This window comes from Acidovorax sp. AC410, from assembly GCF_979253235.1.
The window spans coordinates 189,545-213,669 of record NZ_CEEDCG010000003.1 but is presented as its reverse complement, the minus strand read 5'-3'; the positions used below and the strand labels follow the sequence as shown (position 1 = coordinate 213,669).

Sequence of the window (24,125 nt, the reverse complement as noted above, 5' to 3'; positions counted from 1 at the left end):
AGGCGAGCAGCCATTCCTAGAAGTTTTGCATATACCGGAGAAATCAATGAATCCACTAGGCAGGAGGAAGAACGCCGACTTGGCGAGTCTCCCGCAGTCCCAGAACATGGCGACCGATCCGAGAGACGAGTTTGCCGAGATCTACGGCAGCGCCCTGGTGGGCCAGCAGCGCTGGTTCATCGTTTGCCTGATCTTGGGACTAATCACCCTCGTGGCCATTTTCGCCTACTGGCAGGCCTCACGGGACAAGGTGGCCATCCCCTGGCTTGTCGAAGTCAATCCCACCACCGGAGCGATTGCCAGGCCAGTGAAGATCGAGGCCGTCACCCCCAACCAGGCTGTCGTCAAGGCGGAGCTGGCCAAGTGGGTTGAGCAGGCGTTCACCATCGATCCGAAGCAGTCAATGCAGTTCTTGCGCGAGGCTACGAGCCGGACCAATGGCAAGGCCGTGGACCAGTTTCGGGCTTTCCGCGTTGAGCACGACATTGTGAACAAGATCAACAAGGAACCGAATTACTTGCGCTTCGCCAAGGTGGCCACGATCGATCTCTCCCAGCGGTCGCTCGCGTTCGTATACGTGAAGACGCACGAGATCAGCCTCGATGGCAAAGAGGTCAACCCGAAGAGCTTCCGCGTCCGTGTGGACTATGCGCTCACGCCGCCGAAGACCGAGGAGGAGATCTTTGCGAACCCTCTCGGTTTTGTTGTCACCCAGTTCTCGTATACCGCGGAGCGCCAGTAATGCTACGTCTGATTTCCTTCCTGATCGCGGCCGCGCTGTGGTACCTGCCAGCGGCCCATGCCGAGATGGTGGCCACGCCTCTATCCGGCGATGCGCGCCTGGTGACGTTCGATTACGACCCGGACAACACCTACCAGATCCTGAGCAAGCCGAAGGCGGTCACCCACCTGGAGCTGCCGGAGGGAGAAACCATTCAAACGGTGGTGGCCGGCGACACCGCTGGTTGGGAGCTGACGCCCTCACAGAATTTGCGTCACTTCTTCCTCAAGCCAAAGCACGACCAGCTGACCACGAGCATGACGCTCATCACCGAGCGCCGCAGCTACCAGTTCGTGCTGCGCTCGACGGGCGAAGGCTCAAAGTGGTACCAGCGTGTCACCTGGCGCAACCCGAACTCCAAGGTCCTGGACTTCAGTGGGAACGACCGGCATCAGGCTGAAAAGCAGGTATCCGAGGAGCCGACGGCACGTCCCTCCGAGGAAGCCATTCGCCCAGAGGATCTGCGCTTTGACTACACCGTCACTGGGGATGCGCCATTCAAGCCTCTGTCCGTATTCGACAACGGCAAGATGATCTGGCTGCGGATGCCGCAGAACCTGACCGAGCTGCCCGTCGTGTTCGCCGCAGACGGCAAGGACCTTGTGCTGGTGAACTACATTCCCAAAGGAGACTCCCTACTTGTGCAGCGCCTGGCTGCAGAGCTGATCCTTAAAATCGGCAAGACCGAGGTGCGCGTGAAGAAGGCCCAGGCAAAGCGGGGGTTCTTCGACTTCACCTCCGATCGGGGAATGCCGTGACTTCGATCATCAAGCCTGAAGATCCGAACGCGAAGGCTCCGCTCAAGAGGTCGACCATTGCCTCGATAGTTGTACTAGTCCTGCTCTTGATGGGTATCGGGGCGTACATGGTTGGCTCGGGGAAGCCCAAGCAGGCATCGAAAGCCCCTGAGGAGGAAGCTCCTTCGACGGTCCGCCGTGGAACGGCCCGCGACGTGGACGCCGAGTTCGCCAGGGGTGCGCAAACCCCGATGCCAGCACCGATTCCGCAGGATGCAAGGCGATCGGACAGCAAAGCTGCCGGCGTCGAGAATAAGTTCGACCCCGAGGCTGAGCGTAAGAAGGCACTGCTCGAGATGGAGGCGGCTGCCCGTGTATCGAAGCTCATGGTGATCAACGGCGGCAAGGCCCCCAAGGATCCCAGCGAGCCTGAACTGGTGGCCATGGAGCAGACCGTCACGGAAACCGGAGCCGGGGTACCCCCGCAGGCCCCGCCCCCCCAGGCTGTGCTGCCTGCGCAACCCCCTACGGCCCGCCAGGTCGAGCGCAACACAGAGTGGCGCCGCGACATAGCCAAGGAGGCGATCGCGCCGACGCTCAAGCCAAAACTCATCAAGGCGAAGTACGTCCTGACCCAAGGCAAGACGATTCCTGCCGTGCTCCTACGCAACCTCAACTCGGATCTCCCCGGAGAGGTGGTGGCAATGACCTCTGTGGACGTCTACGACTCGTTCGCTGGAACGCACCTGCTGATCCCCAAGGGATCGACGCTGGTCGGGCAATATTCCAACGACATAGCGACCGGCCAGGAGCGGATCATGTTCGCGTTCAAGCGTTTGATCATGCCCAACGGCTACACCTTTGACCTGCCGGGTGCGACTGGGATGGATACAGGCGGTGCCACCGGGATCACTGGTGACGTGAACAACCATTTCTTCAAGATGTTCACGACCTCCTTCCTGGTGGCGTTTCTGGCTGACCGGGTTGAGCGCAATGTCCCAGCGGCTGCTTCGAGTGCGGGTGTCCCGGCGATTCCAGGGATCACGCAAGGCTCGCCAGCAACGGGCGCGCGCACGGCGGCTGGCCAGGTGCTGGTGGACGTGTCGCGCACGGTGCTGGAAAAGAACCGGGTCATACCCCCAACGATCACCGTTGACGCGGGCACGCGCATCAACGTCCAGGTGACCTCCGACTTCGAATTTCCTCAAACATACACAGGCGCGCGCCAATGATGAACGCAATGAAACGAATCTGGACAGTGGATGCGCCGCGGGCCGGTGACAACCTTCGTGCCTTCGCTCTACTGCTGCTGGCGACAGTAAGCGTCGCTCACGCAGACCAGTATGGCCGCTACGACTTCGAATACTCGATAGTGGCCGACCCGCGCGTGCGGCCCATCCAGGTGTTCGACGATGGCACCAGCACCTTCTTTCAGTTCCCCAAGACCGACACGCTTCCCGCTGTGTTCCGTGTCTCGTCGAAGGGACCGGAACTGATGACGCTTCAGTTTGAGGGACCATACCTGAAGGCCAGCGGGGTTGCCGCCGAGTACCTGATCCGCTTGGGCTCTGCGAACGGCAGTGTTGTCTACACGAAGCCGGGAAGGTTCCAGCCGGTTGCGGCGCCAGCCAATCCGCCGCCTTCGCAGTGGACACCTGCGGCCCGGGCAGCTATGCCGTTGTCGCGAGCGATGGAGGAGCAGGGTGCGGTAGCGCTTGAGGCGAACTCGTATGCGACGCCGGTCAAGGGTGACCGTATGGCCTGGACGACGGGTGCTGCAAAGACAGACGAGATCTCGATCACCTTCCCGGCCGGTTCGAGCAAGTTGACGAGCGACCAGCTGCGCAAGATCAAGGCGCTTGCCGTGCGAGTCCAGGGCCAATACAGCGTGCGGATCACCGCTCGCGACGACGATGAACTCAAGGAAGGCGTCGAGCAGGCGCGTGGTGCTGTCATCCGGGCGGCGCTGCTGCAACAAGGGATGAAGGGCGAGGCTATCCGCGTGGAGTATGGCCACGGCGTCAAGGAAGGGCGCATGTGGGCTTCTCAAGTGAGCGTTATCTCTCATGAACTGCAAGCCAGGCAGCGCGATGCTGTAGAGGCAGCGCAGAAGACTGTGGCCGCCGTGTCCACTGAGATGCCACCGGATGGCTTCAGGCTGAGCCAAGCGGATACCACACTTTCGGGCGCAGTCAAGAGGTGGGCATCGGCCACCAACTACCAGGTGGTGTGGGATGCGCCACATGACCCTGTGATCGAGGGCGCCGCCACGCTCAGCGCAAGCTCCATGAAGGATGCCCTGCAGGTGGTCGTCGCAGATATGCGGTCGAAAGGATACGAGGTGGGCGTGACGATTTACGCCAACCGCGTAATTGCGGTCACTGCCTCCGGTAAGTAGCAGTTCCTGTATCCCGCTGAGGCCGCGGCTGGCGCTATTCGCCTGCCGCGGCCTTTTCTCATTGGACATTGCTTGCATAAAGGCTGAAGGAAGACCATCACAACACACATGAGTTGCAGAAAGGGCATTCCATCCCGTGGCGGGCGCTTTGCCCCCTATTTCTAAGTGCCCTCGCTCGTATCGTTAGAGCCATGACGAAATGTAGCCAAGGAGCACTCATGAAGGCAGTTGTGGTGGCGGCGCTGATATGCGCTGCCGGTGGCGCGATGGCCCAGGTCACCGTGTCTTCGGAGTCTTATCCGATGAAGGGTGCTGGAGGGGCACTTCCCATTGCAGGCCCGGCCAAGCAGGCCGCTCCGGCGCCCGCCGCCTACCAGATCGTCAAGGACGAGCCTATCCACTCGCAGATCGAAGCGTGGGCAAAAGGCGCCGGTTGGTCCTTGATCTGGCAGCCATCGGTGTCTTGGAAAGCAGTGGGTGACGCATCGTTCGCCCAGTTCTCTGATGTCACCCTGGCCGTTGCTGAGGTTGTGGGCATCCTGCGAGATGAGGGCAAGCCCATCCGACTCAAGATCGCCGAAGGCAACCGAATCATGGAAGTGGTGAGCAATGAAATTCGAGGTGTCGAATGATGACTGCTAAAAATACAAACAAGCTTCTGGTGGTCTGCACGGCGGCGGCACTCGCTGGCTGCGGGCAAATGCAGTCCACCCAGGAAAGCGTCAACTCGGTCCACAAGACGGCGATGGAGTTGCGAGACCAGAACGTGGCATCGGCGGCGCCGGCATCGGTTTCTCGGACCACGCGTCCTCGCCTGGCAGGCGATGAGATCGTGCTGAAGTCGCAGTCGGCGTTGCCTCCGCTATTCGCGAAGCGGGTTGTCTACGCAACCCAGGGTGCACAGAACCTGGCTGAAGTGCTCGATGCCGTGGGGGCGATGGCGGGAATCGTGATCAACTCCAGTGAGGTTGCCTCCAAGGGAGGTAGCAACCAGGGCGCACAGGGCGCCCAGGATGGTGGCCTTAGTGGGAAGGTCTCTATCGAGTTCTCCGGTTCGCTCAAAGCGCTGTTGGACGAACTGGTGCTGCGCAATGACGCCACCTGGCGCTTCAACAACAAGACCTCCACAGTGGAAGTCTTCCGGTACGAGACACGCACCCTCAATGTGCTCTTGCCGCCAGGCTCCAAGAGTGTCGCAGCATCGATTTCGCTCGCTGGTGTCAGTGGGGGAGGCGGCTCGGGCGGGTCCGGTGGCGGGTCGGGCAGTGGCGCAGGCAACGTGTCGGTCAGCCAGTCGCTGACGGTGAATCCGTGGCAGTCCATCATGACCGGTGTTCAGTCGATTCTGTCTGAGGGTGAGCAGGCGGGCCAAGGCTCGTCAGGCGGGGGCCGCAGTGGCGGCTCGGCCGCTGGTGGCGGTGGGGCAGGGGGTGAGCAGCTTGCTGCCTCTGGACCAGGCGGGCGGGCCGCCGCCACGCCCGAGTTGGGACTTATCACGGTCACTGCGAGGCCGAAGGCCCTAACACGCATCGCCTCGTACGTGGAGTCGATCAACGCTCGGTTCGCGCAGAACGTGCTTATCGACATCAAGGTCTACAGCCTCACTTTGAGCTCAACGGCCTCGGCCGGCTTCTCACTGGACACGATGTATTCGTTCCTCAATCGAAACGGGGTGTCAGTCGTGGGGCCGGCGCCGCTCAGTCCTGAGAACGGTACCCCTGGAACGCTGACGCTGAGCATGGGCGATCCCAACAGCAGGTTGTTCGGGTCGTCGCTGGTTGCCAAAGCACTGAGCCAGTTTGGCAATGTGGCATTGCAGACCCAGGGCCAGGTCCTCGCCGTCAATGGCCAACCGTCCCCAATACAGGTTGCCAATGAAGTGAACTACTTGGCCTCGAGCCAGCTGACGCAGTCACCGAACGTCGGCTCGACCTCGACGCTGACTCCTGGCACTCGCGTGGTGGGCTTCACGGCGAACTTCTTGCCTCTGATTCTTGGGGACAACCGGATCTTGCTTCAGTACCAGATCCAGCTCTCCTCACTGACTGCTTTGACGCAAGCCACAAGTGGGAACAGCACGATCCAAACCCCGCAGATCGCAAGCCAGTCCCTGCAGCAACAGGCCTTCGTGAAGGACGGACAGTCGATCGTCCTCTTCGGATTCGATCAGAACCGAGATACAGCCGACACCGCAATGAGCCTCGGCGGTGCGTCGAAAGCATCGCGCAGTGAGCGCCAGATGGTCGTGATCGTGATGCAGGTGAATGGGGGTAGCAAGAATGGCTAAGTACAACGGATTGCTGCGCAACGCAGCGGCGATAGCACTTGCATGTTGCGCTGGGATGTCCATCGCCCAGACGGTCGTGGACCGCACAGCAGAAATGCAGGCCCAGATCCAGTTGCTTGATCAACAGGCGATGCTCAATCAGGCGCTGCAGCGCGCCGCGGATCCTTTGCTCTCGAACCTGCCAAGGGTGCTCGCCATCAGTGGGATGGAAGGCGATCTGCGTGCGCGCCTGATCTTGGCCAACGGGACGGTCACGAGCTACCGCGAGGGTGATGTTGTGCGTGGCTCCATGACAGTGGCCGCGATCACCCCCCGCACGGTGATGGTCAAAGTGGGCAAGAAGAAGTCGTCCGTGCTCGCACTTGAGTTCGTGGCCGGCGCAACTACTGGCGGCGGAGCCGGTCCTGCCCCTGGCATGGCAGGGCCGGGCGTGCGACCTGGCCAGCCGATGCCCGTGCCAGTCGAGCTGCTTCCGCCTCCTCCGAGGGTGTCGCTGGGAGGTGCCGCTCCAGCGCCAATGACTGGTCCTGCAGGCGCGCCGGCGGGCGCCGCTACGCCCGCGCCCGCCGGCGGCGCAGCCCCGACGGCGCCCGTGGCCGCTCCAGCACGGTAACCACAGCCTATGCTGCTGCCATACAAGAATCGTTCTTACGCCATTGGCCTCACATGGTCGGTGGAGCCAACGAAGGCGAAGATCCGGGAGCGTCTAAAGGAGGCACCTGGTGCATCGTATGTGCGTGTCGACAAGCACTCGAAGGACGCCGATGCCCACCTGGGGCTCTTCAAGGGGCGCATCAAAGGGACTGTGTACTCCGCCGCCCTCGCGATCGCTGCCGTTGAGCCAAGCTGCATCGTGTACGAGTCGATTGCCGACGACACAGTGTGGGTGTGTGTTCTCGTCAATGGACTCCCGCTGCCTGGCCTGGATACCTTGGTCAAACCCGAGGAAGGCCAGAAGATCCTGCACGACCACATTGCGCACGCTGAAGTCATCATCGGTGACGAGGCTGGGTCAAAGTCGACTGTTGCGGACGTGCTGGACCGGTTCGACGCTTACTTGGCCTCGAAGCAACTCTCCCGCAAGCAGCTCGACTCGATCACCCTCAAAAACCAACCGCGCCTGATTGTGCGCTTGATGCTGGCGGCTGGTCTTGCCGCTGGCGCTGTCGCCGTCGCCGGTGGCCTAGCGTATGTGAACCACTTGCGCGAGCAGAACCGTCTGAACGAGCTGAACCTGCAGCGGATTGCACAGTCCGCCGAGGAGGCAGAGCGCGAGAGGCTTGCTCGCGAACGTCGCATTCAACAATTCCGCGATCAGGTGCAGCAGCAGCGCCAGGCGCTTAGCTCGGCGGTGGGCATCGCCGCGCTCCGCTGGAACCAATGGGAAGACCTCCGGCGCAGTTTGCCTGTGTCGAATTTCGGGTATCGCCCTGACACGCTGGAGTGCACTGAAAGCGCTTGTATCGTGACCTGGGTGAGCGGAGGGCACTTGGCACGCAAAACCGATCGGCGGCTACTCCCCGCAGTGGTGAATGCCGATGCGCTTGAAGCCGCGCCCCAAAGCCGCTTTCCCATGGTGCCAGTGGTGGGCAGCCCCGATGGCGGTGGGTATGGAACTGCCAGCGATCTTCGCTTCGCGCTACTACGTGCAACCGAGATCTCAGTGCCGAATGTCCTGGTTGGCGCACCTGTGTCCAAGACGCTGCAAGCACCTCCCGAGCTGAAGCTGCCACCTGAAACCATCGGTGAAGTGGGAAAGATCACCGCGAGCTTTAACGGCATCGCGGCTGCTGTCCACGCAGCAGACGCCATCCAAGTCCTTCGCGCAGCGCCAGTGATCCTGAAAAGCGCGAACTGGAGGGCCCTGTCCTCTACATCGCCCACGATCGACCTTGAGGCTGAGTACGTATTCGTCGCCTCTCGCATGTAAGGCAAGACAATGATTTTTTCGAACAAGCGCCCACCCGCGTCCAAGCTCCAGCCGGTTGCGCCCTCAATGGTGCCGCCGAGCGGGGTCGGCAGCAACGCCCCGCAATCGGCCGGTCGCTCACTGCGATCGATGCTGGTGCCGTCGACGACGGCCGCCTCTGCTCAGCGTGAAATGCTTGCGGCCAATGTGTCTGCTCAAGTGGAGCCTAGGAATGCGCGCGCCGCGGTGGTTGAGCCGCACCGGGTGGCCGCGGCCCCAGTCACTGCACCACGAGCGAGCGCAGCTGAGCTGGCCTTGAAGGAGGCAGCCCCGACCGCGGCACGCCCGCTGCTGGCGCGTGCGCCAGTCGAAATCACCTCGCTCGATGCTGTTCCTGCTGGCAACTACTTGCCCTTCGAGCAGCTGAAGCCGGAGATTCCCGAGAAGGTGGCGGAACACATGGTGTTGCTGAAGACGGGCATCTCCTCGGTGATCGTCTTGCTCACAAATTCCTTTCGTGTTTCGCATCTGTTCTTCGACGCGACAGAGCGTCTGAAGAAGAACGGCCTCACCTACGAAGTTGTCGCGGCCTCTCACCAAGTAATCGCTGCGTTGCACGACCAAAGCCGAGAAGCAGGCAACGATGCGGAAGACGCCACGCGCGATGAGCAATTCGCGTGGGAACTGATCGAGAGTGCCATCCGCAAGCAGGCCTCTGACATCCACATTGAAACCAATGGGGCCCAGGCCAAGGTTCTGTTCCGTATCCATGGAGAACGGGTGCTTCAGCCCAGCATGGCTTCGCGCACCGCAAACGCGATCTGCTCGACGCTCTACAACGTGCACGCTGACGCCCAGAACAAGGACACGCAGTGGGACAGCAAGCAGGTGCAGGACACGGTCATCGACAAGGTAATCGGCGGGGCCGCCTGTCAGATCCGCTTTCACACAGCGCCGATTCATCCCTCGGGGTCGTTCCATTGCGTGATGCGTCTGCTCTTGATGTCCGGGCAGTCCACGAAGCCCATCGAGGAGATCGGGTACACGGACGCGCAGGCCCAGAAGATCAATGAGGCCTTAAGCGGATCCAGTGGGCTCTTTGTCACGGTCGGTGCGGTGAACGCCGGAAAGAGCACCAGCATGCAAGCGTACATCGCACGGTTGCGGGAGCGCCGTGGGCCTTTGGCAAAGATTGTGACGGTCGAGGACCCTGTCGAATATGTGATCCCTGGTGCCTGTCAGATGGGCATTCCAAAGGGCCGCAGCAACCTCGTCGATAAAGACTCTGATTCGATCTACACGACGTTCCTCAAGGCCACGCTGCGCGAGGACACGGACGTAGCCATGCTCGGCGAAATCCGCGGCGTTGACTCTGCGTCGACTGTCAAGGACCTGGTGCTGACCGGCCGCAAGACACTGTCCACGCTCCACGTTTACGAGGCGTTCGCCACGTTCGCGCGGTTGCGCGAGTTGGGGGTTCCAGAGTCGCTGCTCACGACACACGGGTTCATCAGCGCGATCGTCTTCCAGAAGCTCCTGCCTACGCTTTGCCCGCACTGCTGTCTCGAAGCAGGTTCTGCACGTTCGAAGATGGTTCTGCCGCACGGCCTCACCGATCGCCTGGCCGTGATTGGCCGTACCCACAGCTTAGACGGGGTCCGCTTCCGAAATCCGAATGGCTGCTCGCACTGCAGCGATACCGGCATCGTCGGCAGATCGATGTGCGCCGAAATCATCGTGCCCGACGAGAGGTTGCTGTCGATGCTTCGATCTGGTGACCTGGTTGGAGCGAAGGAGCATTGGCTTGGAACCAAGGACCTGAACGTTGAAGGCCTTGGCGTGACAGCCCTTGCACATGCAGCCAGCAAGATGCTCCGCGGAGAAGTTGACCCGCGCGAGGTCGAGAACCAGCTCGGGCTGCTGTCCTTGTTGCAGCCTCATGGGCCAAGCATTGTTCAGTTGCCTGGACACGGGAAGCGGCAGCCTGAGTCCGAAGCGGCGCAACAGAGCTTGGTGGCATAGATCAGATGACGACCGATCTCACATTCATGCAGCGCATGCGAGTGACCGATTCGCTGCGCATCAAGTGGTACCGGACGCTCGCAAGTTTGATGTCCGAAGGGCACAACATCTTCGATGTTCTGGAAGACATGGGGAGGGAGTTCAATCGAGTTCGCAACCCCCTTGGCATCATCGTATCCGAGGTAAAGGCGCGTATGGCTGGCGGTGGAACGCGCGAAGGCCGCCGGGCTGGATCGAGGCGGTCGTTTGGCTCTGAGGTCGCCGGCCTTGTCCCGGATAACGAGGCAAAGCTGATCGAAGCCGGCGAAACGAGTGGATCGCTGAGCAATGGATTCACACGTGCCGCGATCCATCTCGAGTCCATGGGACGTCTTAAAAGCGAGGTGTACGGGCCGCTGCGCGAGCCAGTATTCCTGCTGATCCTTCTGCTGGGCGTGCTGGTGTTCTTTTCGGTAGAGGTACTCCCCGCATTCAATGGCATCGCCCCGCGCTACAAGTGGCCCGTCTACGCCAGATGGTTTGGAGCCGTCGCTGACGCCTCTGTGGTCATCGCAGTGACAGTAGCTGGCCTTCTGTTCGCGGCCGGAGCCTGGTTGCGTTGGGCAGCCGCGCGGTGGACAAACGACTTGCGATACGCGGCCGATCGGCACATCTGGCCGATGACGCTGATCTCGAAGGTGCAGGCAGCCGCGATGCTGACCTCGCTCGCGGGCTTCGTCGCGGCTCGCGTTCCGTTCGCCTATGCGGTGGAGACGATGAAGGAGGGTAGTAGCCCGTACATGCGGCAGGTCTACAACGACCTCCATTCGCTGCTCCGAAATGGTCAGTCACCGGCCGACGCCCTGACTGGGGTTCACATCATTCCTGTCTCACAGCATTGGTTGATCCGCATCAATGGGCGGTCCAAGGACTTTGCCAAGGCGATGGAGTCGATCTCGAACGAAATGATCGAGGCAACCCTTCTGAGCACGCGAGCCGTCTTCGGCGTGATCAATTTGCTACTCAAAGTGCTGGTCGCGGGATTCGTGATTTGGACTCTGGCATCGATGTTCGGTGTAGTGCAGACGGTTCGGTAGTAGGTAGTTTCATTAACCAAAAAGTGGAGTATTTTCATGCGCATTTCTCGTCCCAAGATTCGTTCCTCGAAGGGCTTCGTGCTGACCGAGTTGGTGCTGGGCCTGGCGGTTGTGGCCGCCGTGGTCGCGATCGGGGTCGGCGCCTACACGGTGATTCGTGGTGGCATCTCTGCCGATGACCAAGGCAACAAGATGATCTCGATGGCTGCATCGATCCAGAACAACTGGCGTAACGCGGGCTCTTATGCGACGCTGACTGGCGAGGAACTCAACAAACTCGCACTGATCACTGCGCCCATGAAGTTCGTGACTCCCGATGTTACCGACGGCTGGGGCAATACGATGACCATCAATGGTGGGCCTGCGTCGTTTGTGATGTCGGTCGGCGGCGCTACCGCACCCATCAACAAAGACGCCTGCGCATCCATTGCCAACCGGCTCTCGTCGGTAGCGCAGACCATTCGCATCGGTACCTCTGCAACGGGCGCCGCAGGGGTCGCAACCGGTGGCAACGTGTTCAAGCAAGGCGAGACCTATACCCAGGCCAGCTTGGGCACTGGCTGCAATGAACCATCAACGGTGATCGTGGCGCAGTTCCGCTGATTCAGAATGGTTTCGAACTCCTTCTTCGGTGCGCGGGCCCAGCCTGTGGGCGCTTCGGCTTCAGTCGTAGCGGTTCCGCCTTCTGAGAGCTCCGAGAGCGCTGGCCCCGCTGCGGTACCTGGAGTTGTCCAGATGCCGAGCGCGCCCGCCCTCCTGGCGAGCTCTAGAGGAGCAGCGACGTCAGCGTTCCAGCTGGCGCCCCGCTCTGAGCTTTCCGATGTGCACCTGAAGATGGGGGACCCGGCTGGATCGCTGGTTTATCCCGGTCCCCGGCGGCCGATCGGACCCGAGCTTGCGCTGGCCACTCGCCTCATGGAGGTCGTGGAGAAGGTGTCTCGCAAGGACTTCATGATCGACCACGAAGGTACGTTCTGGCGTGGGCGCAAGGACGGCCAAGCGGTCGATGGCTACTGGGTTCGGCTTCGTCGCATTCAGAGTGAGCCGCCCGAGCTGACTTCGCTACCCACTCCTATGGCCCGCGGGATGGTGGATGCCTTGCTGCATCCCTCGCTGGCCAAAGGCGGGCTGATCTACGTGTGCGGCTCCACTGGAGCGGGGAAGACCACCACGGCATCGGGCATCGTTGTGTCGCGCCTGAAGAAGCTGGGCGGGGTAGCCACCACGGTAGAGGAGCCACCAGAGATGCCGCTTAACGGTTGGCACGGGTCGGGCTACTGCACCCAGACCTGGGTAGAGGGCGACGACTCTGCAGACTGGCAAGAGTCGATGCGCGGAGTGTTAAGAAGCCAGCCGGCTAAGACGCCAGCGATGCTGTACATCGGCGAGGTACGCGACAAGGCCACCGGTCTGGCAATGCTGCGCGCTGCGAACAATGGTTTCCTGGTGGTGGCCACGGGCTTTGGGGCGGACATCAAGTCCGGCTTGGAGTCCTTTTGCAACCTGGTCGGACTGGAGAGCTGTTCGTCGGTTTCGGCTTGCTTGCGCGCTGTCGTGTACCAAAAACTGGACCCCAGGTTCTTCGCACAGATGGTGGTCAGCCCGTCCTTCACATCGGCGCTTGCCATCCAGATTCGCAATGGGAACTTCACCCAGCTCGATACCGAAATTCAGTCGCAGCATGTTCACATGATGCACGGCGGTGACGTCTGGAACACCAAATGATTCTCTTGCTCTTGCCCATCATGTTCGCGGTTGCGCTGTTCAGCTCGCTGTTCCAGGTGCATTCCAACGCAACCACGAACAACCCGAGGACCCAGGAGGTCGCCCACGAAGTGAACATGTACCGGCATTTCATGTTTGCTGCTGCTCAGTACATGCGTGGACCCGGTGCCGCGGTGGCACCTGGTGTGATCGACTGGGCGACTATTCGAACTGCAAAGTCGACTCCGCCAGGTCTGGCCGGACTGTCAATGCCTGTGTCCTGGCGCATCGTGAAGGGGCCGACGGACTGGGTGGCATGTGCCGAGGTACTGCCGGCGACGTCATCGGCGCTCAAGCAGTTGATGCCGAAGTCAGGATCGGCAGACAACGCCCTCAACTCCGTAGTGCTTCAGCCTGCAGCTGTGAGCGGTGGCCACCCAGGCGGCTACGTTGTGATGAAGGCGACCGACGCTGCCGGCGCTGTCGCACTGGCGGCGACCTGTGGATGAAAGGATGGCTATGAAATCGAACCAGCAGGGCAACTTCATGATTGAGGCGCTTCTGGCAGTGCTGATCGTAGGAATGATGGCCGCGGCCACTGTGCCGATGATGCAGGAGGGTCGCATCGAGCAAAACGCGCGGAGCGCGGCCGACGACATGGTCTCTTTCCAGCAGGCAGCTGCACAGCACTTCATCAGCAATCGGTCTGCCTATGAGACAGCGATGAAGGATGGCACCGGAGCGGACAAGCTCTGCAAGGTCGGGATCGATCCTGTCGCGGGCACCGGCGGGATGCAAGCGAACTCTGTTGCTAAGAAGACATGCGCGGTCGATGGCTCGATGCTCAAGTACCTGCTAGCAATGCCCGACGACATGAACCTGAAGAATCGCTACGGCGAATCGTGGGTAGCCATCTACCGGCTCATCTACGACACCGAAACCCCACCGGCGCCAACGGGCGCGGTTGACATGCTCGTCGTCAGCGCCGCGGTCGCTGGCGCGCCGGCGCCACAAGTGGTCCCCGATGGGCAACGGCACAAGGAAAGCCTGGCCGCTGCAGCCATCGTAGGAGGAAGTGGCGGGCTCGTGCCCGACGCTGATCGCGCTACGTGTGTGGCCAGTAAGACTGCTGGCAAGTACGAGGTTTGCGGAAATGGATGGCGTGTGAATCTGAGTGACTTCGTGGACGCTCCAGATCTCGCAGCCTTCGGTGATCGCCTGGCCAATTAACTATCAAGCTCCAATATGCAAGCTCAAATTGAAAGCGGTTCCTCCGCAGAGACCACCCCGAACGGCGCGGCTGACCGGAACCTCTCCGAAATCATTCTCGATATGGTTGAGTTCCAGCGCGAGTGGTCGGATATCCACGTGGAGTGCGACCAGCCGCTTATGCTGCGCAAGGGCGCCAATGAGTGGGATGTCGCTCTCGACCAAGAGGGAAGCCCCATTCAAATCAGTATGGGACAGATCCACGGATTTCTGAACGGCATCTTCGAAGATGAAGAGTCCCCTGTGCTGTTGGACGGCGGAGGCAAGGAGAAGCAGCCGGAATGGCGCGCGCGGCTCAAGAAGGACAACTCGCTGCATCCCGCGCTGTTCCTCGCCCGCGACTCAGGTGTGACGGCGCGTCTGCGCTGCTCGGTCCAGCGCCAGGGAATGGGGTCAGACATCTCCATCGTGATTCGCCACTTGCGCGATGTTCCCAAGGATATGGGCGAGCTCGGCCTTCCTCTTCAGCTGCGCAAGCTGGCCACAGCGCCGGCGGGCCTGCTGCTGGTGACAGGACCGACGGGGTCTGGCAAGTCGACCACCGTTGCGGCGATCATTGATCTGATCAACAGCACGCGACGCGCCAACATTGTGACGGTTGAAGATCCGGTGGAATTTGTACATGAGCGCAAGCTGTCGATCATCAACCAGCGCGAAGTTGGCACGGACGTGGCCAGCTATGCGGACGGTGTGCGGGATGCACTCCGCTTTGTTCCGGACGTGATCGTGATCGGCGAGATCCGCGACAGCGAGACAGCACTCGCTGCGGTACGCGCCGGTGAATCGGGACACCTGGTGCTGGCAACACTGCATGCGCCCACGACCATCGCCGCAATCCGCACCATGTCGAATCTGATCCGTACTCCTACGGACGGCATCGCACTGAGCAACGCCTTGCTCGGTGTGGTCGCCCAGGCGCTGCTGCGTGGCACGAATTCGGGTGGCAAGCACAAGCACCTCGCTTACGAGCTGCTGCATTGCCTGGATAGCAAGGTGCGGGATGCGATTGCGAACAGTCGAGACCCGGGTGCCCTGGATCGCGTGGAGGAACAGCTGCGCACCGGAGATCTCGGTGGCGAGCACATTCCCATGAACCGGGTGCTGACTGAATTGGTTGCGGGCGGGAAGGTGCCAGCGCGGATAGCGGCTACTGCTTCCCACCACAGCGAGGATCGGCTGAAGCTTCTCAGGATGGAGGCCCAAGAAGGACTCGCTGGGCCTAAGCCCGAGAAGGGTCGCAGTTCATTCGCTGGGCAGCCGTTCAACTCAACTGCCACCATGGTTTTCACAGCTCAACCTGCCAAGTAAAGCATCATGAAATTCATCGCTTCAAACTTTCGCGCTCTCGCCCTTGCGGCTTCCGTCGCGCTTGTGGCGCTGTCCGCCATCAGTGGTCCGGTGGTGGTGACGCCCGGGTCCAACTCGGGGTACCTGTATTTTCCTCCGGCGGCTGCGGGTGGTGGCCAAGCTGCGCCCGCTGCCCAGGGGGTGGGGGGGTCACCTACTACAACAGTCAACCTGCTTTGAATGTGACGGTGACGGCGCCTCAGTCCCCGGGATCGAGTTGTCCACCGGGCTGCAAAACAGTGAACTTCTCGACCGGAGCTGGCTTTGCGAAGCTAGTGGCGACCAGGCCTACTAGGTGGACTGATAACGGTGGAAATGTTTATCCAAACTGCGAGGCAGTCCTCGAATGCCAGGTTTGGGTTAACACGAATACCTCCATCATTGTTCGTGGCTACCCCGTGTGCTTTGAGCCAGAAATTGCAGAGAATCACGCGGCGACATGCTCCACCAGTTCCGGTAACGGTGGCAACTCGGTGTATTCCATTACGCTGCAGCGGATAGGCTTCTTCATCTTGGTCGGAGGCAGTCCCCGCACCATAGTTCCGACCGGGCGCTACGCAGCTTATGGTTGCTACGGGATTCCGCTCGGCGCGAATTCCGCGACTGACGGCAAGTTCAACACCGACAAAATCATGGCAGCGAGCTGCAACACTCCAGCCAGTGCGGCGAGCATCTGCGCCAACTGGAGCCCCGCTGGGACTTGGTACTTGCCCACGAATCAGGAACTTGGGGCGGTCAACATGAACATGGTGCCGATGGGCGGCTCGAACCATTGGTCGTCGCAGGAAGCTGGTAACGACTACGCCTACAACTGGAGGTACGACTCCGAGGGAGGCGGCTACAGCATGCTTCAACGCAGCTACACGGGTTACGTTGTGAGCTGCGTTAAAAAGTATTGAATTTAGTCGGTCAAGGCCTGGTTGACTTGCGTAGACGCAGTCGGTCCAGGCCTTTTTCGTTCTTGAGCCCGAGGTAGGGAACAAGGTCTGCCCTCCTCATTCCACCCCGGTACATTTCCACTATTGCTGTATTGCGCAGTACCTGGGGCCCAACCCTCATCGGCTTTTTCAGTTTCCGGTCTTCAATCGCAGGGTCTTGGCTAGCCCGAAGTACCACCGCGCTGACCAAGGTGAAAAGCGCCGGTACCGTCAGCTGACGGCCGCGGCTCGAAAAAAACAGCCAGTCCACCTCGGGCTTTTCCCGCGAGCAGTGCTTGGCTCTGCAGACGAGCCAGGCCTGCAGCGCGGAACTCGCGCCGTGCTCCAGCTGCAGGGTCCGGGACTGGTTGGCGCGCTTGCCGACGATACTGACGGCGCTTGGTGTTGACACCCCGGGTGCGCTGCTTCCGTGGTAAGCAAGATCAGCCGGGCGCAGATTGCGCACCTCCTCAGGCGCCAGCGCCAGTTCATACAGCAAAGTGAGCACGGCGCGATCACGCACGTCGACCAGCTCTTCGCCGGCCGGAAAGTGGGCAGGCAGGAGTTGCCAGAGTTCGGTAGCAAGTACGTGTCCCAGTTGCTCGACCTCGATGGGCGTCTCGCTCTTCTCTACTGCAGCAACTGGGTTGCTGGGCACCCAGGTTTTTGCGAAGGTGTAGATCCGATCAAGCAAGGTGTAGTAGCGCCGGCGCGTCACCATGCTGCGTTGGCGCTCGGTGTTGTGGCTGGAACGCTGTCCTTTTTCAGGCCCTACAAACCTTGCCACGTCCGCAGCCGTCGCGCTTGTCCACGCTGACGTTCTGCAAGCGGCCGCTGCTGTAACAGATTCGGACCGGGGCAGCTTCTTCAGCCAGGCCGTCCAGATGGCCAGGTAGGGCGCAGCAGATTCGACCTTCAGTGGGTCATCCGTTTTGCTGGACTCAACCGCCAGCCACAAATCGAACACTTCCAAACCGTTGGGGACAGCTTCCATTTTCTCTACTCCTAGGACAGCGCTCCGGCGTCGATAACCAACTTACATAGGTTTATTTTACGGCATAGCACCCCCGCCGTCCCCCTCTCCCTCCTGGCGAACTTGGGCCGCGGTTATGGCGCAGGCGGCGGGTGGGCGAGCGGGCCGCAGGGTTAGAGGGGGTCGGAGGGGGGTCGAGGGGGGACAGGTCGGCCAAGAACGGGCAAACCCTTAGAAGAGGGCGGGCGTGAATCAAAAACACCTATGTAAGTTAGATCCCCAAATTCTCGCTCAAGAAAATGCCCCCGGGCCGAAGCACCGGGGCAAAGAGGGGAGGGCTGGATCAGGCGCCGCTGGCCAGGGCGAAGACGTCGACGTCGGGCGCTGGCTGGTCGGCATGGACGAAAACACGCTTGCCGGCACGGATTACCAGCACGAACGTGCCCGGCTTGAGCTGGGTGTACGGTGGTTCCTGGAAGACCACGGCCACCTGCCCGTTGGAGGCGCGCACAGAGATCTCCTGCAGCTCACGCTCAGCGCCCCGGGCAGGGCGGCCGACGTCGTCGAAGCTTTCCGCGGAGACCACCAGGCGGGTGGCCACCACGACACCCTGCACTACAGGGCTTGCAGAACCGCGCGCCAGGTCTTGGGCGCGGGCCTCGCCGGCCAACAGGCCTACGAGGAAGACGAGTGCGAACGCGCAAGCGCGCAGGACGATCTGATCGGGGCGATCAGTTGTGGAGGAATCGGGATTCTTGAGAGTTGCCATGTCATTTCCTTGGGGAAAATAGGGCAGAGCTCTCCCCCAGCAGGTTGAGCCCTGCTGGGTGGTACCGCGTTGCGGTGGACGTGCCTTCGATGGAAGGCGGATGACGGCGCTGGCGCCGGGGGCAGGACTGGCCTGCTGCGAAAAGCCAAGGCAGTCTACGGCCTTTGAGCCCCACCTCCAAGCAGGTGTGGCGCCGCAAGCTGTCCACGGGCATCCCCGCCCGCACATCGCGACTGTGCTGCACGTCGAGAGCGGCCGTCGCGCGTCCGTCGTTCCGCACCGCGAGTAACGGTCAGCAGCCTGACGGCGAACAAGTCGATGTGGCACCTCAGGGCCGGTCGGCTTGTCCACGTCGCGCCCGGAACAGGATCACAGGCAGGGCTTCTCGCGGCACCCGATTCGCTCAGCCCCTGATCACTCGGCATTTTTGGCCGCACGCCGTGATGGGACTGTCAAAACAGATGCCAACTGAGTTTGCCTTGTGCTGTCATGACCACGAGCGCCACGACCAGCGCGCCTGCTCCCACCCTCGTCCAAAAAAGGCGCGCCCTGGCCCCTTCTCTCTCATGTTGCAGCTGACTGCGCTCTTCCTCAAGCTCCGCCAAAGCACGCTTGGCGTCCTCAAGTGCGGCCATGCATTCCAGCAGCCTCTGGACATCCTCGTCGCCGACCTCGACTACTTTGCGGTTGGGGGTGTGCCGCTGGAGCCCGTCAAGGCGTTTTGCCCAGAACGTACCCGAGCCGTCTTCGTTCACCCGGACTTCAAATTTACCGCCCTCGTAGAAACGCCTGCGACGTTCGGAGTTCTCGTCGCCGGCATCGACATGTGACAGCTTGCCACCCTCGACGGTCGCGTCGGGATGAAGACTCGCGACCCAGTCAATGAGCTCGTCTCGCAGATAGGTCCCAAGTCCTTTCGACGTCGGGTCCGTCCGAATGTGGCCGATGGGGCCGAGCCTGGCCACACGGCCCAAGCCATCAGGGTGGGCCGCACTGCGTTCGAGTACGCTGAAATGAAGGCGATTGAGGTCGCGGTCGCGGTCGAGAGCGGAGGTCGTCGGCACCGGAATCCAAGTGCCATTGAAACTCTCGCCCAGGGGCGTAAACCGCACTTCGTACCAGTGCCCATACCCGAGGCGGTCCGGTGGGGCGCTCCATTGGGCGAACTCCACCCAGCCGTATAGCGTGGTGTTTGCATCAATCGGTGCGCGAACGAGGCGGCGGCCAAGGACCTTTGCCGCAGGGCACGCTCGCAAATCAAAATCGGGAATGTGCATTCGCTCAGTTCTCAGGCAATGGATGGCAGCGACTCTTGGAATTGCTAGTGCAGTATGCCCGCCGCTGCATGCGCGAAATCGCATTGGGTGCAGCATCGAGCGCCAGTGTGCCGGCTGCGCGGCGGAAGTCGACTCACCGAGACTGGCCAGTTCGAATGCGTCAGCAGGCCGGAACTCCACTGGGGTTGATATGTATCTCCCGGCTCATCTTGCCCGCTGCACAACTGTCTTCGACCTGCTCGCCGCAGTGCCGCCATACGGACAGCCCCGATACGGCCCCTGCCGGGCCGTTTGCGGGCCTCCCTGAGGCATTCATCTGGCTAATCTACCCCTACCGAAACGAACCTCCATCCCACCATGCTCCGCATTCCATTGTTCCTCGCCCTTGCTGCCTCATCTGCGGCAGCCACCGCCCACGAATGGGAGCCGAGGATGGACCTGCTCACCGCCGGCGCCGCTGCATCCGTGGTGCTTCACCAGGCCTGCTCCGGTGACGGGGCGGCCCAGCGCGCCATGGAGTTCGCGAGCGGCCGGCTGCTCAGTGAGGCCAACGTCACATCGGCACCTGGTGAAGCCTATGGCTACGCGCGCAACGCCTACGCACTGAAAGTCCGCGCGATGTGGCAGAGCAGTTCCTCTGCTGGCTGTGCAGGGATGCAGCGTCTGCGCGAAATCGCTGATGGCACGGGGTTCATCCTGCCGGGGAGCCGGTGAGCGGTGCGGGGCCGGCAATTCTGTCCGGGCAGTCCTTCCGCGCAACGGCCGCAGGTCCCGCTCCAGCACCGCAGAAGGTTGACTCGAAGGCCATTTTTCATACACTGAAGGCTTGATCGCTCTTTGAGCCTTCGTCGCCTTGTGTGACCTATAAATCTCGCAGCACCACGCTGTGACAGCGTCCTTCCGACGCATTCAGATTCCAACTTCTGCTGCATGCGTTCTGTTTGCAGCTGCAACCACGACTTCGAAACGGCGGTGAGGACTGTCCCGCTTCCTGGCGCGTGTTTGCATTGATCGTTTTGACTTTTCCTGGCGGAACTGGCGAAACGCCCTCCACTGGCTTTCTCACGAATGCCAGTCCGGGGCGTTTTGCCTGTTTTTGAAAGGAGAGTCCTCATGATCTACCCCGCTGGCCGTTCGGCCCTGCAATTTCCGGCTCCGCAGGACCTGCAGGGCCCTCAGCGCAGCGCCTTCGCGGCGCCCGCGCATCCCAGTAGCCCCCTGTCGCCAGCGATCCTGGCACAGGCCAAAGTTCCACTGAACGATGCCATGTGGCTTCACTGCCACCCTGGCGCACCGCTGACCGCACGGCTTCAGACCGAGCGCGGCGCGTTGATCCTCAACAAGGTTCGCCAGTTTCTGAACCCAACACAGGCGGATACGCCAACGGCCTTGGCCGCATAACCCTTTGCCCACAAATGCAAAGATGGCCTTCCAGGGGCGGCGCCCCTGGCAGCCAACTTCCCATTGAGAACCCTTCAGCCTGGCCAAGCCAGCCTCAAGTCTTTTCGAAAGCTTTCCCCGCAGCTCACGCTGCAACGAGATGCCGCTGCATCACCAACATCCCACGGGCCCCTACCCGTGGGGAGTGGGCCCTCCACCCAGGAGCAACCCATGCTTGCAGAAGACGTGAAACTCGATGCCATGCGAGCCTGCCTCGCGGGCACATACGAACCCCCACCTGGTATTGCTACCGACCCAGCACTGCTAGCCGCCTGGCGCGATGGCACGCGCACGGTCGACTTCTACCAACTCGATCGCCTTGAGCTCGGGCACCGCACCGAGGCACCTTTGTAAAACTACCCCAGGATCAGCTGTATGGCCCGCACCGTTCGAGAGTTCGCCCTTGGCCTGGAACGAATCTTGATCCTGCAGGAGGAAGGCGAGACAGAGCTGGCCAGGCGCGTCGAAGCCGCAACCCGCAAGGGATGGCAACCCTACCTCGATGGCAGGGACCCGGGAGACCGAACGCACGTGGCATGGCTCATCAAGCCTCTCCAAGCGCCATCGACGCTGACGACACAGCCGCTTGCTCCGCACAGGGCTGCCAACTAGAATCCGCCGCAACTGGACCACGTCCAATCGCGAGCTGGCGCACTCCAGCGCCCAGTCGCACAGCGCGACTTTCAATACCCTACGGGAGCCTCTTCCCGTGGGGAGAGTGCCTCCCATTTTTCGGAAGAAACAATGGAAACAACACTCGCACACCCAACACCGGTCTCCACCGCAGTCGACAGCGTGGTCAATGCTGCCACCGCAGCCGCAGCCGCAGCCGCAGTCGCAGCCGCAGTCGCTGAGAGCGAGGGCATCACGCTGCCGGTCACAAGCATCGTGCGCGGAAACAATCCCCGCAAATCCTTCTGTCCAATTGCGATGGAGGAACTGACCGAGAGCGTACGAGCTCAAGGCATTCTTCAGCCGATCCTGGTGCGCCCCCTGGGCAACGGGGTCTACCAGATCGTCGCCGGCGAACGCCGCTACCGCGCCTTCGTCGCAGTCCACGGTGCGCTCGAAATCAGTCGCATCCCTGTGCTGATCCGGCAGATGAGTGACGAAGAGGCCGAAGCCGCCGCGTTGACCGAGAACATCAACCGCGACAACATGACCGCTGTCGACGAAGCCGAGGGCGCAGCACGAATCCTGGCCGACCACAACGGAGACCGCGCCCGCACAGCAGCATTCCTGGGCTGGAAGGTGCCCTTTCTCGATCGACGCCTGGCGCTGATGAACGCGATCCCCGCGGTGCGCCTGGCACTCAGCGAACGCAAGATTGACATTGGCCACGCCGAACTGTTGGCCGTGCTTCGCGCCGACGCTCAAGAGAAGGCCCTGCCCCTTGTTAGCGGAGCAGTGAACAAGCTCACTGTTGCTGCGTTTAAGGACCAGCTTAACCGGATGGCGCTGTCGCTGACGGCCGCCATCTTCAACAAATCGGACTGCTCGGGCTGCAAGTTCAGCACCGTCAACCAAAGTGCTCTGTTCGGGGAATCGCTCACCGAAGGGAATTGCACCAACAAGACTTGCTACGACAGCAAGACCGAGGCAGAGCTCAACGCGCGAGCCGATGCGCTGCGCGAGGACTACCAGGTCGTGCAAATCGTGCGAGTGGGAGAGAACTACACGGTGACTCCGCTGCTTGCCGACGGCCCAAAGGGCGTAGGGGAGCAGCAGGCTGCAAACTGCCGTTCCTGCAAGGATTTCGGGGCCGTCGTGTCGGCCGTTCCAAACTCGCTCGGGAAGACGTTCAAGGATCTGTGCACCAATGCAGTCTGCAATGTGCAGATGATCGCAGCCCACAAGCAAGCGCTTGCGGCCATCGAGAAAGCCAACGACTCGGCGGCAGCCGAAGCCAAGGGGCCCGGGGACTCCAAAGGCCAGGTCAAAAAGGCTGACGGCGGTAAGGCGAAACAGGCTGGCAAAGCCGCCGCAGCAAAGGACGTTGTCGCATCCAACGCGGTGCGCACGTACAGCGAAGGGGTGTGGCGGTCGATTTTCAGGGGCGTTGTCGAGAAGAGCGATCTGGTGACCAACCGCGCAGTCATGCTCGCACTGGCACTTCACAGGCCATCGACGATCACGACCACGACGCTGGAAGGTTCCCTGAAGGCGCTTGGGGTGGTCGACAAGACCCACAGCCGCCTGGGAGACAGGCTTGCCAGCGTGCTCGATCTGGAAAAGGAGCAGCTGTCGGCTGCTCTGGCGTACATCCCTGCCAGCGCAGCTGGTTCTCTGGAGATCCAGGACATTGTCTCCGTGCTCAAGTGCCTTGAAGTCAAGCTCGAGGACCACTGGGTGATCGACGCCGAGTTCCTGGGGAAGCTCACGAAGAACGAGGTTGACGCGGTCTGCGCGGACCTCGGCATCAAGACCGCCCTGGGTGCCGGCTACGCAAAGCTGCTCGCAGGTAAAAAGGATGATCTGATCAAGGCAGCGGTAGGCATCGAAGGCTATCCGTACCGGGGCAAGATTCCCCGAAGCATGAAGTGGAAGTAAGCCACTAAGTGCCATCAACTGAAAGGCCGGCCGCTCATTGAGCGGCCGGCCTTTTTTGTTGCGTGAGTCGCTGGGAGCCGATACCATTGCCGCACTGACTTTTGTCATGCCCCCTGCAGCTACGCAGGCCCAGCGCAATCGCGCACTCAAACCCCTCGGGAACCAGCTTCCCGTTCGGGTGAGGTGGTTCCCATTTTTTTTGGAACCACCGAATGTTTTTCTCTTCTCTCTTGCCGCTCTTGAACAAGGGCGTCACGGTTCAGCTCATTCTCCAAGCTCACGGCGATCGCATCCTTCTGGATGTGATGCCAACCGGCGAGGCAGGCACTCAGTACGTCCCGAAGCAATTCGCTGGCACGGCTGAAGAGCTCGACGCCGAGATCGTCTCGATCATGGGGGGCTACGCCCAGATCAACACAACGCTCTCGCAGCAACTGGCCGATGCGCAAGCAGTCGCAAACGCAATGGCCAACGATGCGGCAAAGGCGGCGACGTCGACGAAGAAGCCGGGTGCTAAGGCTGAACGTCCACTCCCGCAGTCGACCGACGGTTCACCCGCAGAAGACGGTGAGCCGGATGTTTTGGGCGGTGACCCGCCGAATCCCACAGTGACTGCAGCGGCCACCGCAGCTCCAGCTGACAGCCAGTTCACCTTCAGTCTGTAAGGAG

At 61.4% G+C, this 24,125-nt stretch carries 24 protein-coding genes; 21 read left to right on the top strand and 3 right to left on the bottom strand.

Translation table 11 applies throughout. The features are described from left to right. Positions 1 to 106: 106 nt before the first annotated feature. From AC0IZS_RS34245 to AC0IZS_RS34170, 16 genes are all read left to right on the top strand, one after another. The gene (locus AC0IZS_RS34245) at positions 107 to 742 is read left to right on the top strand and encodes a VirB8/TrbF family protein (protein WP_436220365.1); all 636 of its coding nucleotides are present in this window, start codon (positions 107 to 109) and stop codon (positions 740 to 742) included. Then, positions 742 to 1,539 (top strand): TrbG/VirB9 family P-type conjugative transfer protein, encoded by a 798-nt coding sequence (locus AC0IZS_RS34240; RefSeq protein WP_471639769.1) that lies wholly within the window; start codon positions 742 to 744, stop codon positions 1,537 to 1,539. Before AC0IZS_RS34245 ends, AC0IZS_RS34240 begins: the two co-directional genes overlap by 1 nt. Next, positions 1,536 to 2,750, top strand: coding sequence for a TrbI/VirB10 family protein (locus tag AC0IZS_RS34235; protein ID WP_471639768.1), 1,215 nt, complete (start codon positions 1,536 to 1,538; stop codon positions 2,748 to 2,750). Before AC0IZS_RS34240 ends, AC0IZS_RS34235 begins: the two co-directional genes overlap by 4 nt. Continuing rightward, entirely contained in the window at positions 2,750 to 3,916 is a 1,167-nt protein-coding gene (locus tag AC0IZS_RS34230) for a TcpQ domain-containing protein (RefSeq protein WP_471639767.1), read from the top strand. Before AC0IZS_RS34235 ends, AC0IZS_RS34230 begins: the two co-directional genes overlap by 1 nt. Positions 3,917 to 4,134: 218 nt before the next feature. Further along, on the top strand, positions 4,135 to 4,548 hold the full coding sequence (locus tag AC0IZS_RS34225; RefSeq protein WP_471639766.1) for a TcpQ domain-containing protein: 414 nt from the start codon (positions 4,135 to 4,137) through the stop codon (positions 4,546 to 4,548). Beyond that, positions 4,545 to 6,203: a secretin N-terminal domain-containing protein gene (locus tag AC0IZS_RS34220; protein WP_471639765.1), complete on the top strand. Its 1,659-nt coding sequence runs from the start codon at positions 4,545 to 4,547 to the stop codon at positions 6,201 to 6,203. Before AC0IZS_RS34225 ends, AC0IZS_RS34220 begins: the two co-directional genes overlap by 4 nt. Before the next feature lie 55 nt (positions 6,204 to 6,258). Beyond that, positions 6,259 to 6,816, top strand: a complete 558-nt coding sequence (gene pilP / locus AC0IZS_RS34215) for a type IV pilus biogenesis protein PilP (RefSeq protein WP_471639764.1) — start codon at positions 6,259 to 6,261, stop codon at positions 6,814 to 6,816. 9 nt (positions 6,817 to 6,825) lie between these two features. Beyond that, positions 6,826 to 8,133 (top strand): hypothetical protein, encoded by a 1,308-nt coding sequence (locus tag AC0IZS_RS34210; RefSeq protein WP_471639763.1) that lies wholly within the window; start codon positions 6,826 to 6,828, stop codon positions 8,131 to 8,133. 9 nt (positions 8,134 to 8,142) lie between these two features. Next, positions 8,143 to 10,134, top strand: coding sequence for a GspE/PulE family protein (locus AC0IZS_RS34205; RefSeq protein WP_471639762.1), 1,992 nt, complete (start codon positions 8,143 to 8,145; stop codon positions 10,132 to 10,134). Positions 10,135 to 10,139: 5 nt separating this feature from the next. Continuing rightward, the gene (locus AC0IZS_RS34200; protein ID WP_471639761.1) at positions 10,140 to 11,210 is read left to right on the top strand and encodes a type II secretion system F family protein; all 1,071 of its coding nucleotides are present in this window, start codon (positions 10,140 to 10,142) and stop codon (positions 11,208 to 11,210) included. 36 nt (positions 11,211 to 11,246) lie between these two features. Beyond that, positions 11,247 to 11,813 (top strand): type IV pilus modification PilV family protein, encoded by a 567-nt coding sequence (locus AC0IZS_RS34195; protein WP_436220375.1) that lies wholly within the window; start codon positions 11,247 to 11,249, stop codon positions 11,811 to 11,813. Between the two features lie 219 nt (positions 11,814 to 12,032). After that, a complete protein-coding gene (locus AC0IZS_RS34190) occupies positions 12,033 to 12,935 on the top strand; it encodes an ATPase, T2SS/T4P/T4SS family (RefSeq protein ID WP_471639760.1) in 903 nt (300 codons plus the stop codon). Further along, positions 12,932 to 13,423: a hypothetical protein gene (locus AC0IZS_RS34185; protein ID WP_471639759.1), complete on the top strand. Its 492-nt coding sequence runs from the start codon at positions 12,932 to 12,934 to the stop codon at positions 13,421 to 13,423. The genes AC0IZS_RS34190 and AC0IZS_RS34185 overlap by 4 nt, the downstream gene beginning before the upstream one ends. Positions 13,424 to 13,433: 10 nt before the next feature. Continuing rightward, positions 13,434 to 14,144, top strand: coding sequence for a hypothetical protein (locus tag AC0IZS_RS34180; RefSeq protein ID WP_471639758.1), 711 nt, complete (start codon positions 13,434 to 13,436; stop codon positions 14,142 to 14,144). A gap of 15 nt (positions 14,145 to 14,159) precedes the next feature. Next, a complete protein-coding gene (locus AC0IZS_RS34175) occupies positions 14,160 to 15,491 on the top strand; it encodes a type IV pilus twitching motility protein PilT (RefSeq protein ID WP_471639757.1) in 1,332 nt (443 codons plus the stop codon). Between the two features lie 437 nt (positions 15,492 to 15,928). After that, a complete protein-coding gene (locus AC0IZS_RS34170; protein ID WP_471639756.1) occupies positions 15,929 to 16,429 on the top strand; it encodes a hypothetical protein in 501 nt (166 codons plus the stop codon). Between the two features lie 10 nt (positions 16,430 to 16,439). On the opposite strand, the gene AC0IZS_RS34165 is transcribed toward AC0IZS_RS34170, so the two are convergent. The 3 genes from AC0IZS_RS34165 to AC0IZS_RS34155 form a co-directional block, all read right to left on the bottom strand. Beyond that, the gene (locus AC0IZS_RS34165) at positions 16,440 to 17,441 is read right to left on the bottom strand and encodes a tyrosine-type recombinase/integrase (RefSeq protein ID WP_471639755.1); all 1,002 of its coding nucleotides are present in this window, start codon (positions 17,439 to 17,441) and stop codon (positions 16,440 to 16,442) included. A gap of 322 nt (positions 17,442 to 17,763) precedes the next feature. Then, on the bottom strand, positions 17,764 to 18,189 hold the full coding sequence (locus tag AC0IZS_RS34160; RefSeq protein WP_471639754.1) for a hypothetical protein: 426 nt from the start codon (positions 18,187 to 18,189) through the stop codon (positions 17,764 to 17,766). A 452-nt stretch (positions 18,190 to 18,641) separates the two neighbouring features. Continuing rightward, on the bottom strand, positions 18,642 to 19,466 hold the full coding sequence (locus AC0IZS_RS34155; protein WP_471639753.1) for a hypothetical protein: 825 nt from the start codon (positions 19,464 to 19,466) through the stop codon (positions 18,642 to 18,644). A gap of 432 nt (positions 19,467 to 19,898) precedes the next feature. On the opposite strand from AC0IZS_RS34155, the gene AC0IZS_RS34150 reads away from it, so the two are divergent. From AC0IZS_RS34150 to AC0IZS_RS34130, 5 genes are all read left to right on the top strand, one after another. Then, the gene (locus AC0IZS_RS34150) at positions 19,899 to 20,180 is read left to right on the top strand and encodes a hypothetical protein (protein WP_436220384.1); all 282 of its coding nucleotides are present in this window, start codon (positions 19,899 to 19,901) and stop codon (positions 20,178 to 20,180) included. A gap of 399 nt (positions 20,181 to 20,579) precedes the next feature. Continuing rightward, positions 20,580 to 20,867, top strand: coding sequence for a hypothetical protein (locus tag AC0IZS_RS34145; protein WP_436220385.1), 288 nt, complete (start codon positions 20,580 to 20,582; stop codon positions 20,865 to 20,867). Positions 20,868 to 21,077: 210 nt separating this feature from the next. Beyond that, positions 21,078 to 21,260, top strand: a complete 183-nt coding sequence (locus AC0IZS_RS34140; protein WP_436220386.1) for a hypothetical protein — start codon at positions 21,078 to 21,080, stop codon at positions 21,258 to 21,260. Positions 21,261 to 21,650: 390 nt separating this feature from the next. After that, positions 21,651 to 23,456: a PRTRC system ParB family protein gene (locus AC0IZS_RS34135; RefSeq protein ID WP_471639752.1), complete on the top strand. Its 1,806-nt coding sequence runs from the start codon at positions 21,651 to 21,653 to the stop codon at positions 23,454 to 23,456. A 212-nt stretch (positions 23,457 to 23,668) separates the two neighbouring features. After that, positions 23,669 to 24,121 carry a PRTRC system protein E gene (locus AC0IZS_RS34130; RefSeq protein WP_436220388.1) on the top strand — a complete coding sequence of 151 codons (453 nt, stop codon included), beginning with the start codon at positions 23,669 to 23,671 and terminating at the stop codon, positions 24,119 to 24,121. The last annotated feature ends 4 nt before the right edge of the window (positions 24,122 to 24,125 follow it).

What these genes read in the sequence shown, in the direction of transcription:
- AC0IZS_RS34245 (WP_436220365.1), top strand. Translation starts at nt 107, where the DNA reads ATGGCGACCGATCCGAGAGACGAGTTTGCCGAGATCTACGGCAGCGCC.
- AC0IZS_RS34240 (WP_471639769.1), top strand. Translation starts at nt 742, where the DNA reads ATGCTACGTCTGATTTCCTTCCTGATCGCGGCCGCGCTGTGGTACCTG.
- AC0IZS_RS34230 (WP_471639767.1), top strand. Translation starts at nt 2,750, where the DNA reads ATGAACGCAATGAAACGAATCTGGACAGTGGATGCGCCGCGGGCCGGT.
- AC0IZS_RS34225 (WP_471639766.1), top strand. Translation starts at nt 4,135, where the DNA reads ATGAAGGCAGTTGTGGTGGCGGCGCTGATATGCGCTGCCGGTGGCGCG.
- AC0IZS_RS34220 (WP_471639765.1), top strand. Translation starts at nt 4,545, where the DNA reads ATGATGACTGCTAAAAATACAAACAAGCTTCTGGTGGTCTGCACGGCG.
- pilP (WP_471639764.1), top strand. Translation starts at nt 6,259, where the DNA reads ATGTCCATCGCCCAGACGGTCGTGGACCGCACAGCAGAAATGCAGGCC.
- AC0IZS_RS34210 (WP_471639763.1), top strand. Translation starts at nt 6,826, where the DNA reads ATGCTGCTGCCATACAAGAATCGTTCTTACGCCATTGGCCTCACATGG.
- AC0IZS_RS34205 (WP_471639762.1), top strand. Translation starts at nt 8,143, where the DNA reads ATGATTTTTTCGAACAAGCGCCCACCCGCGTCCAAGCTCCAGCCGGTT.
- AC0IZS_RS34200 (WP_471639761.1), top strand. Translation starts at nt 10,140, where the DNA reads ATGACGACCGATCTCACATTCATGCAGCGCATGCGAGTGACCGATTCG.
- AC0IZS_RS34195 (WP_436220375.1), top strand. Translation starts at nt 11,247, where the DNA reads ATGCGCATTTCTCGTCCCAAGATTCGTTCCTCGAAGGGCTTCGTGCTG.
- AC0IZS_RS34185 (WP_471639759.1), top strand. Translation starts at nt 12,932, where the DNA reads ATGATTCTCTTGCTCTTGCCCATCATGTTCGCGGTTGCGCTGTTCAGC.
- AC0IZS_RS34180 (WP_471639758.1), top strand. Translation starts at nt 13,434, where the DNA reads ATGAAATCGAACCAGCAGGGCAACTTCATGATTGAGGCGCTTCTGGCA.
- AC0IZS_RS34175 (WP_471639757.1), top strand. Translation starts at nt 14,160, where the DNA reads ATGCAAGCTCAAATTGAAAGCGGTTCCTCCGCAGAGACCACCCCGAAC.
- AC0IZS_RS34165 (WP_471639755.1), bottom strand. Translation starts at nt 17,441, where the DNA reads ATGGAAGCTGTCCCCAACGGTTTGGAAGTGTTCGATTTGTGGCTGGCG.
- AC0IZS_RS34160 (WP_471639754.1), bottom strand. Translation starts at nt 18,189, where the DNA reads ATGGCAACTCTCAAGAATCCCGATTCCTCCACAACTGATCGCCCCGAT.
- AC0IZS_RS34155 (WP_471639753.1), bottom strand. Translation starts at nt 19,466, where the DNA reads ATGCACATTCCCGATTTTGATTTGCGAGCGTGCCCTGCGGCAAAGGTC.
- AC0IZS_RS34150 (WP_436220384.1), top strand. Translation starts at nt 19,899, where the DNA reads ATGGACCTGCTCACCGCCGGCGCCGCTGCATCCGTGGTGCTTCACCAG.
- AC0IZS_RS34145 (WP_436220385.1), top strand. Translation starts at nt 20,580, where the DNA reads ATGATCTACCCCGCTGGCCGTTCGGCCCTGCAATTTCCGGCTCCGCAG.
- AC0IZS_RS34140 (WP_436220386.1), top strand. Translation starts at nt 21,078, where the DNA reads ATGCTTGCAGAAGACGTGAAACTCGATGCCATGCGAGCCTGCCTCGCG.
- AC0IZS_RS34135 (WP_471639752.1), top strand. Translation starts at nt 21,651, where the DNA reads ATGGAAACAACACTCGCACACCCAACACCGGTCTCCACCGCAGTCGAC.
- AC0IZS_RS34130 (WP_436220388.1), top strand. Translation starts at nt 23,669, where the DNA reads ATGTTTTTCTCTTCTCTCTTGCCGCTCTTGAACAAGGGCGTCACGGTT.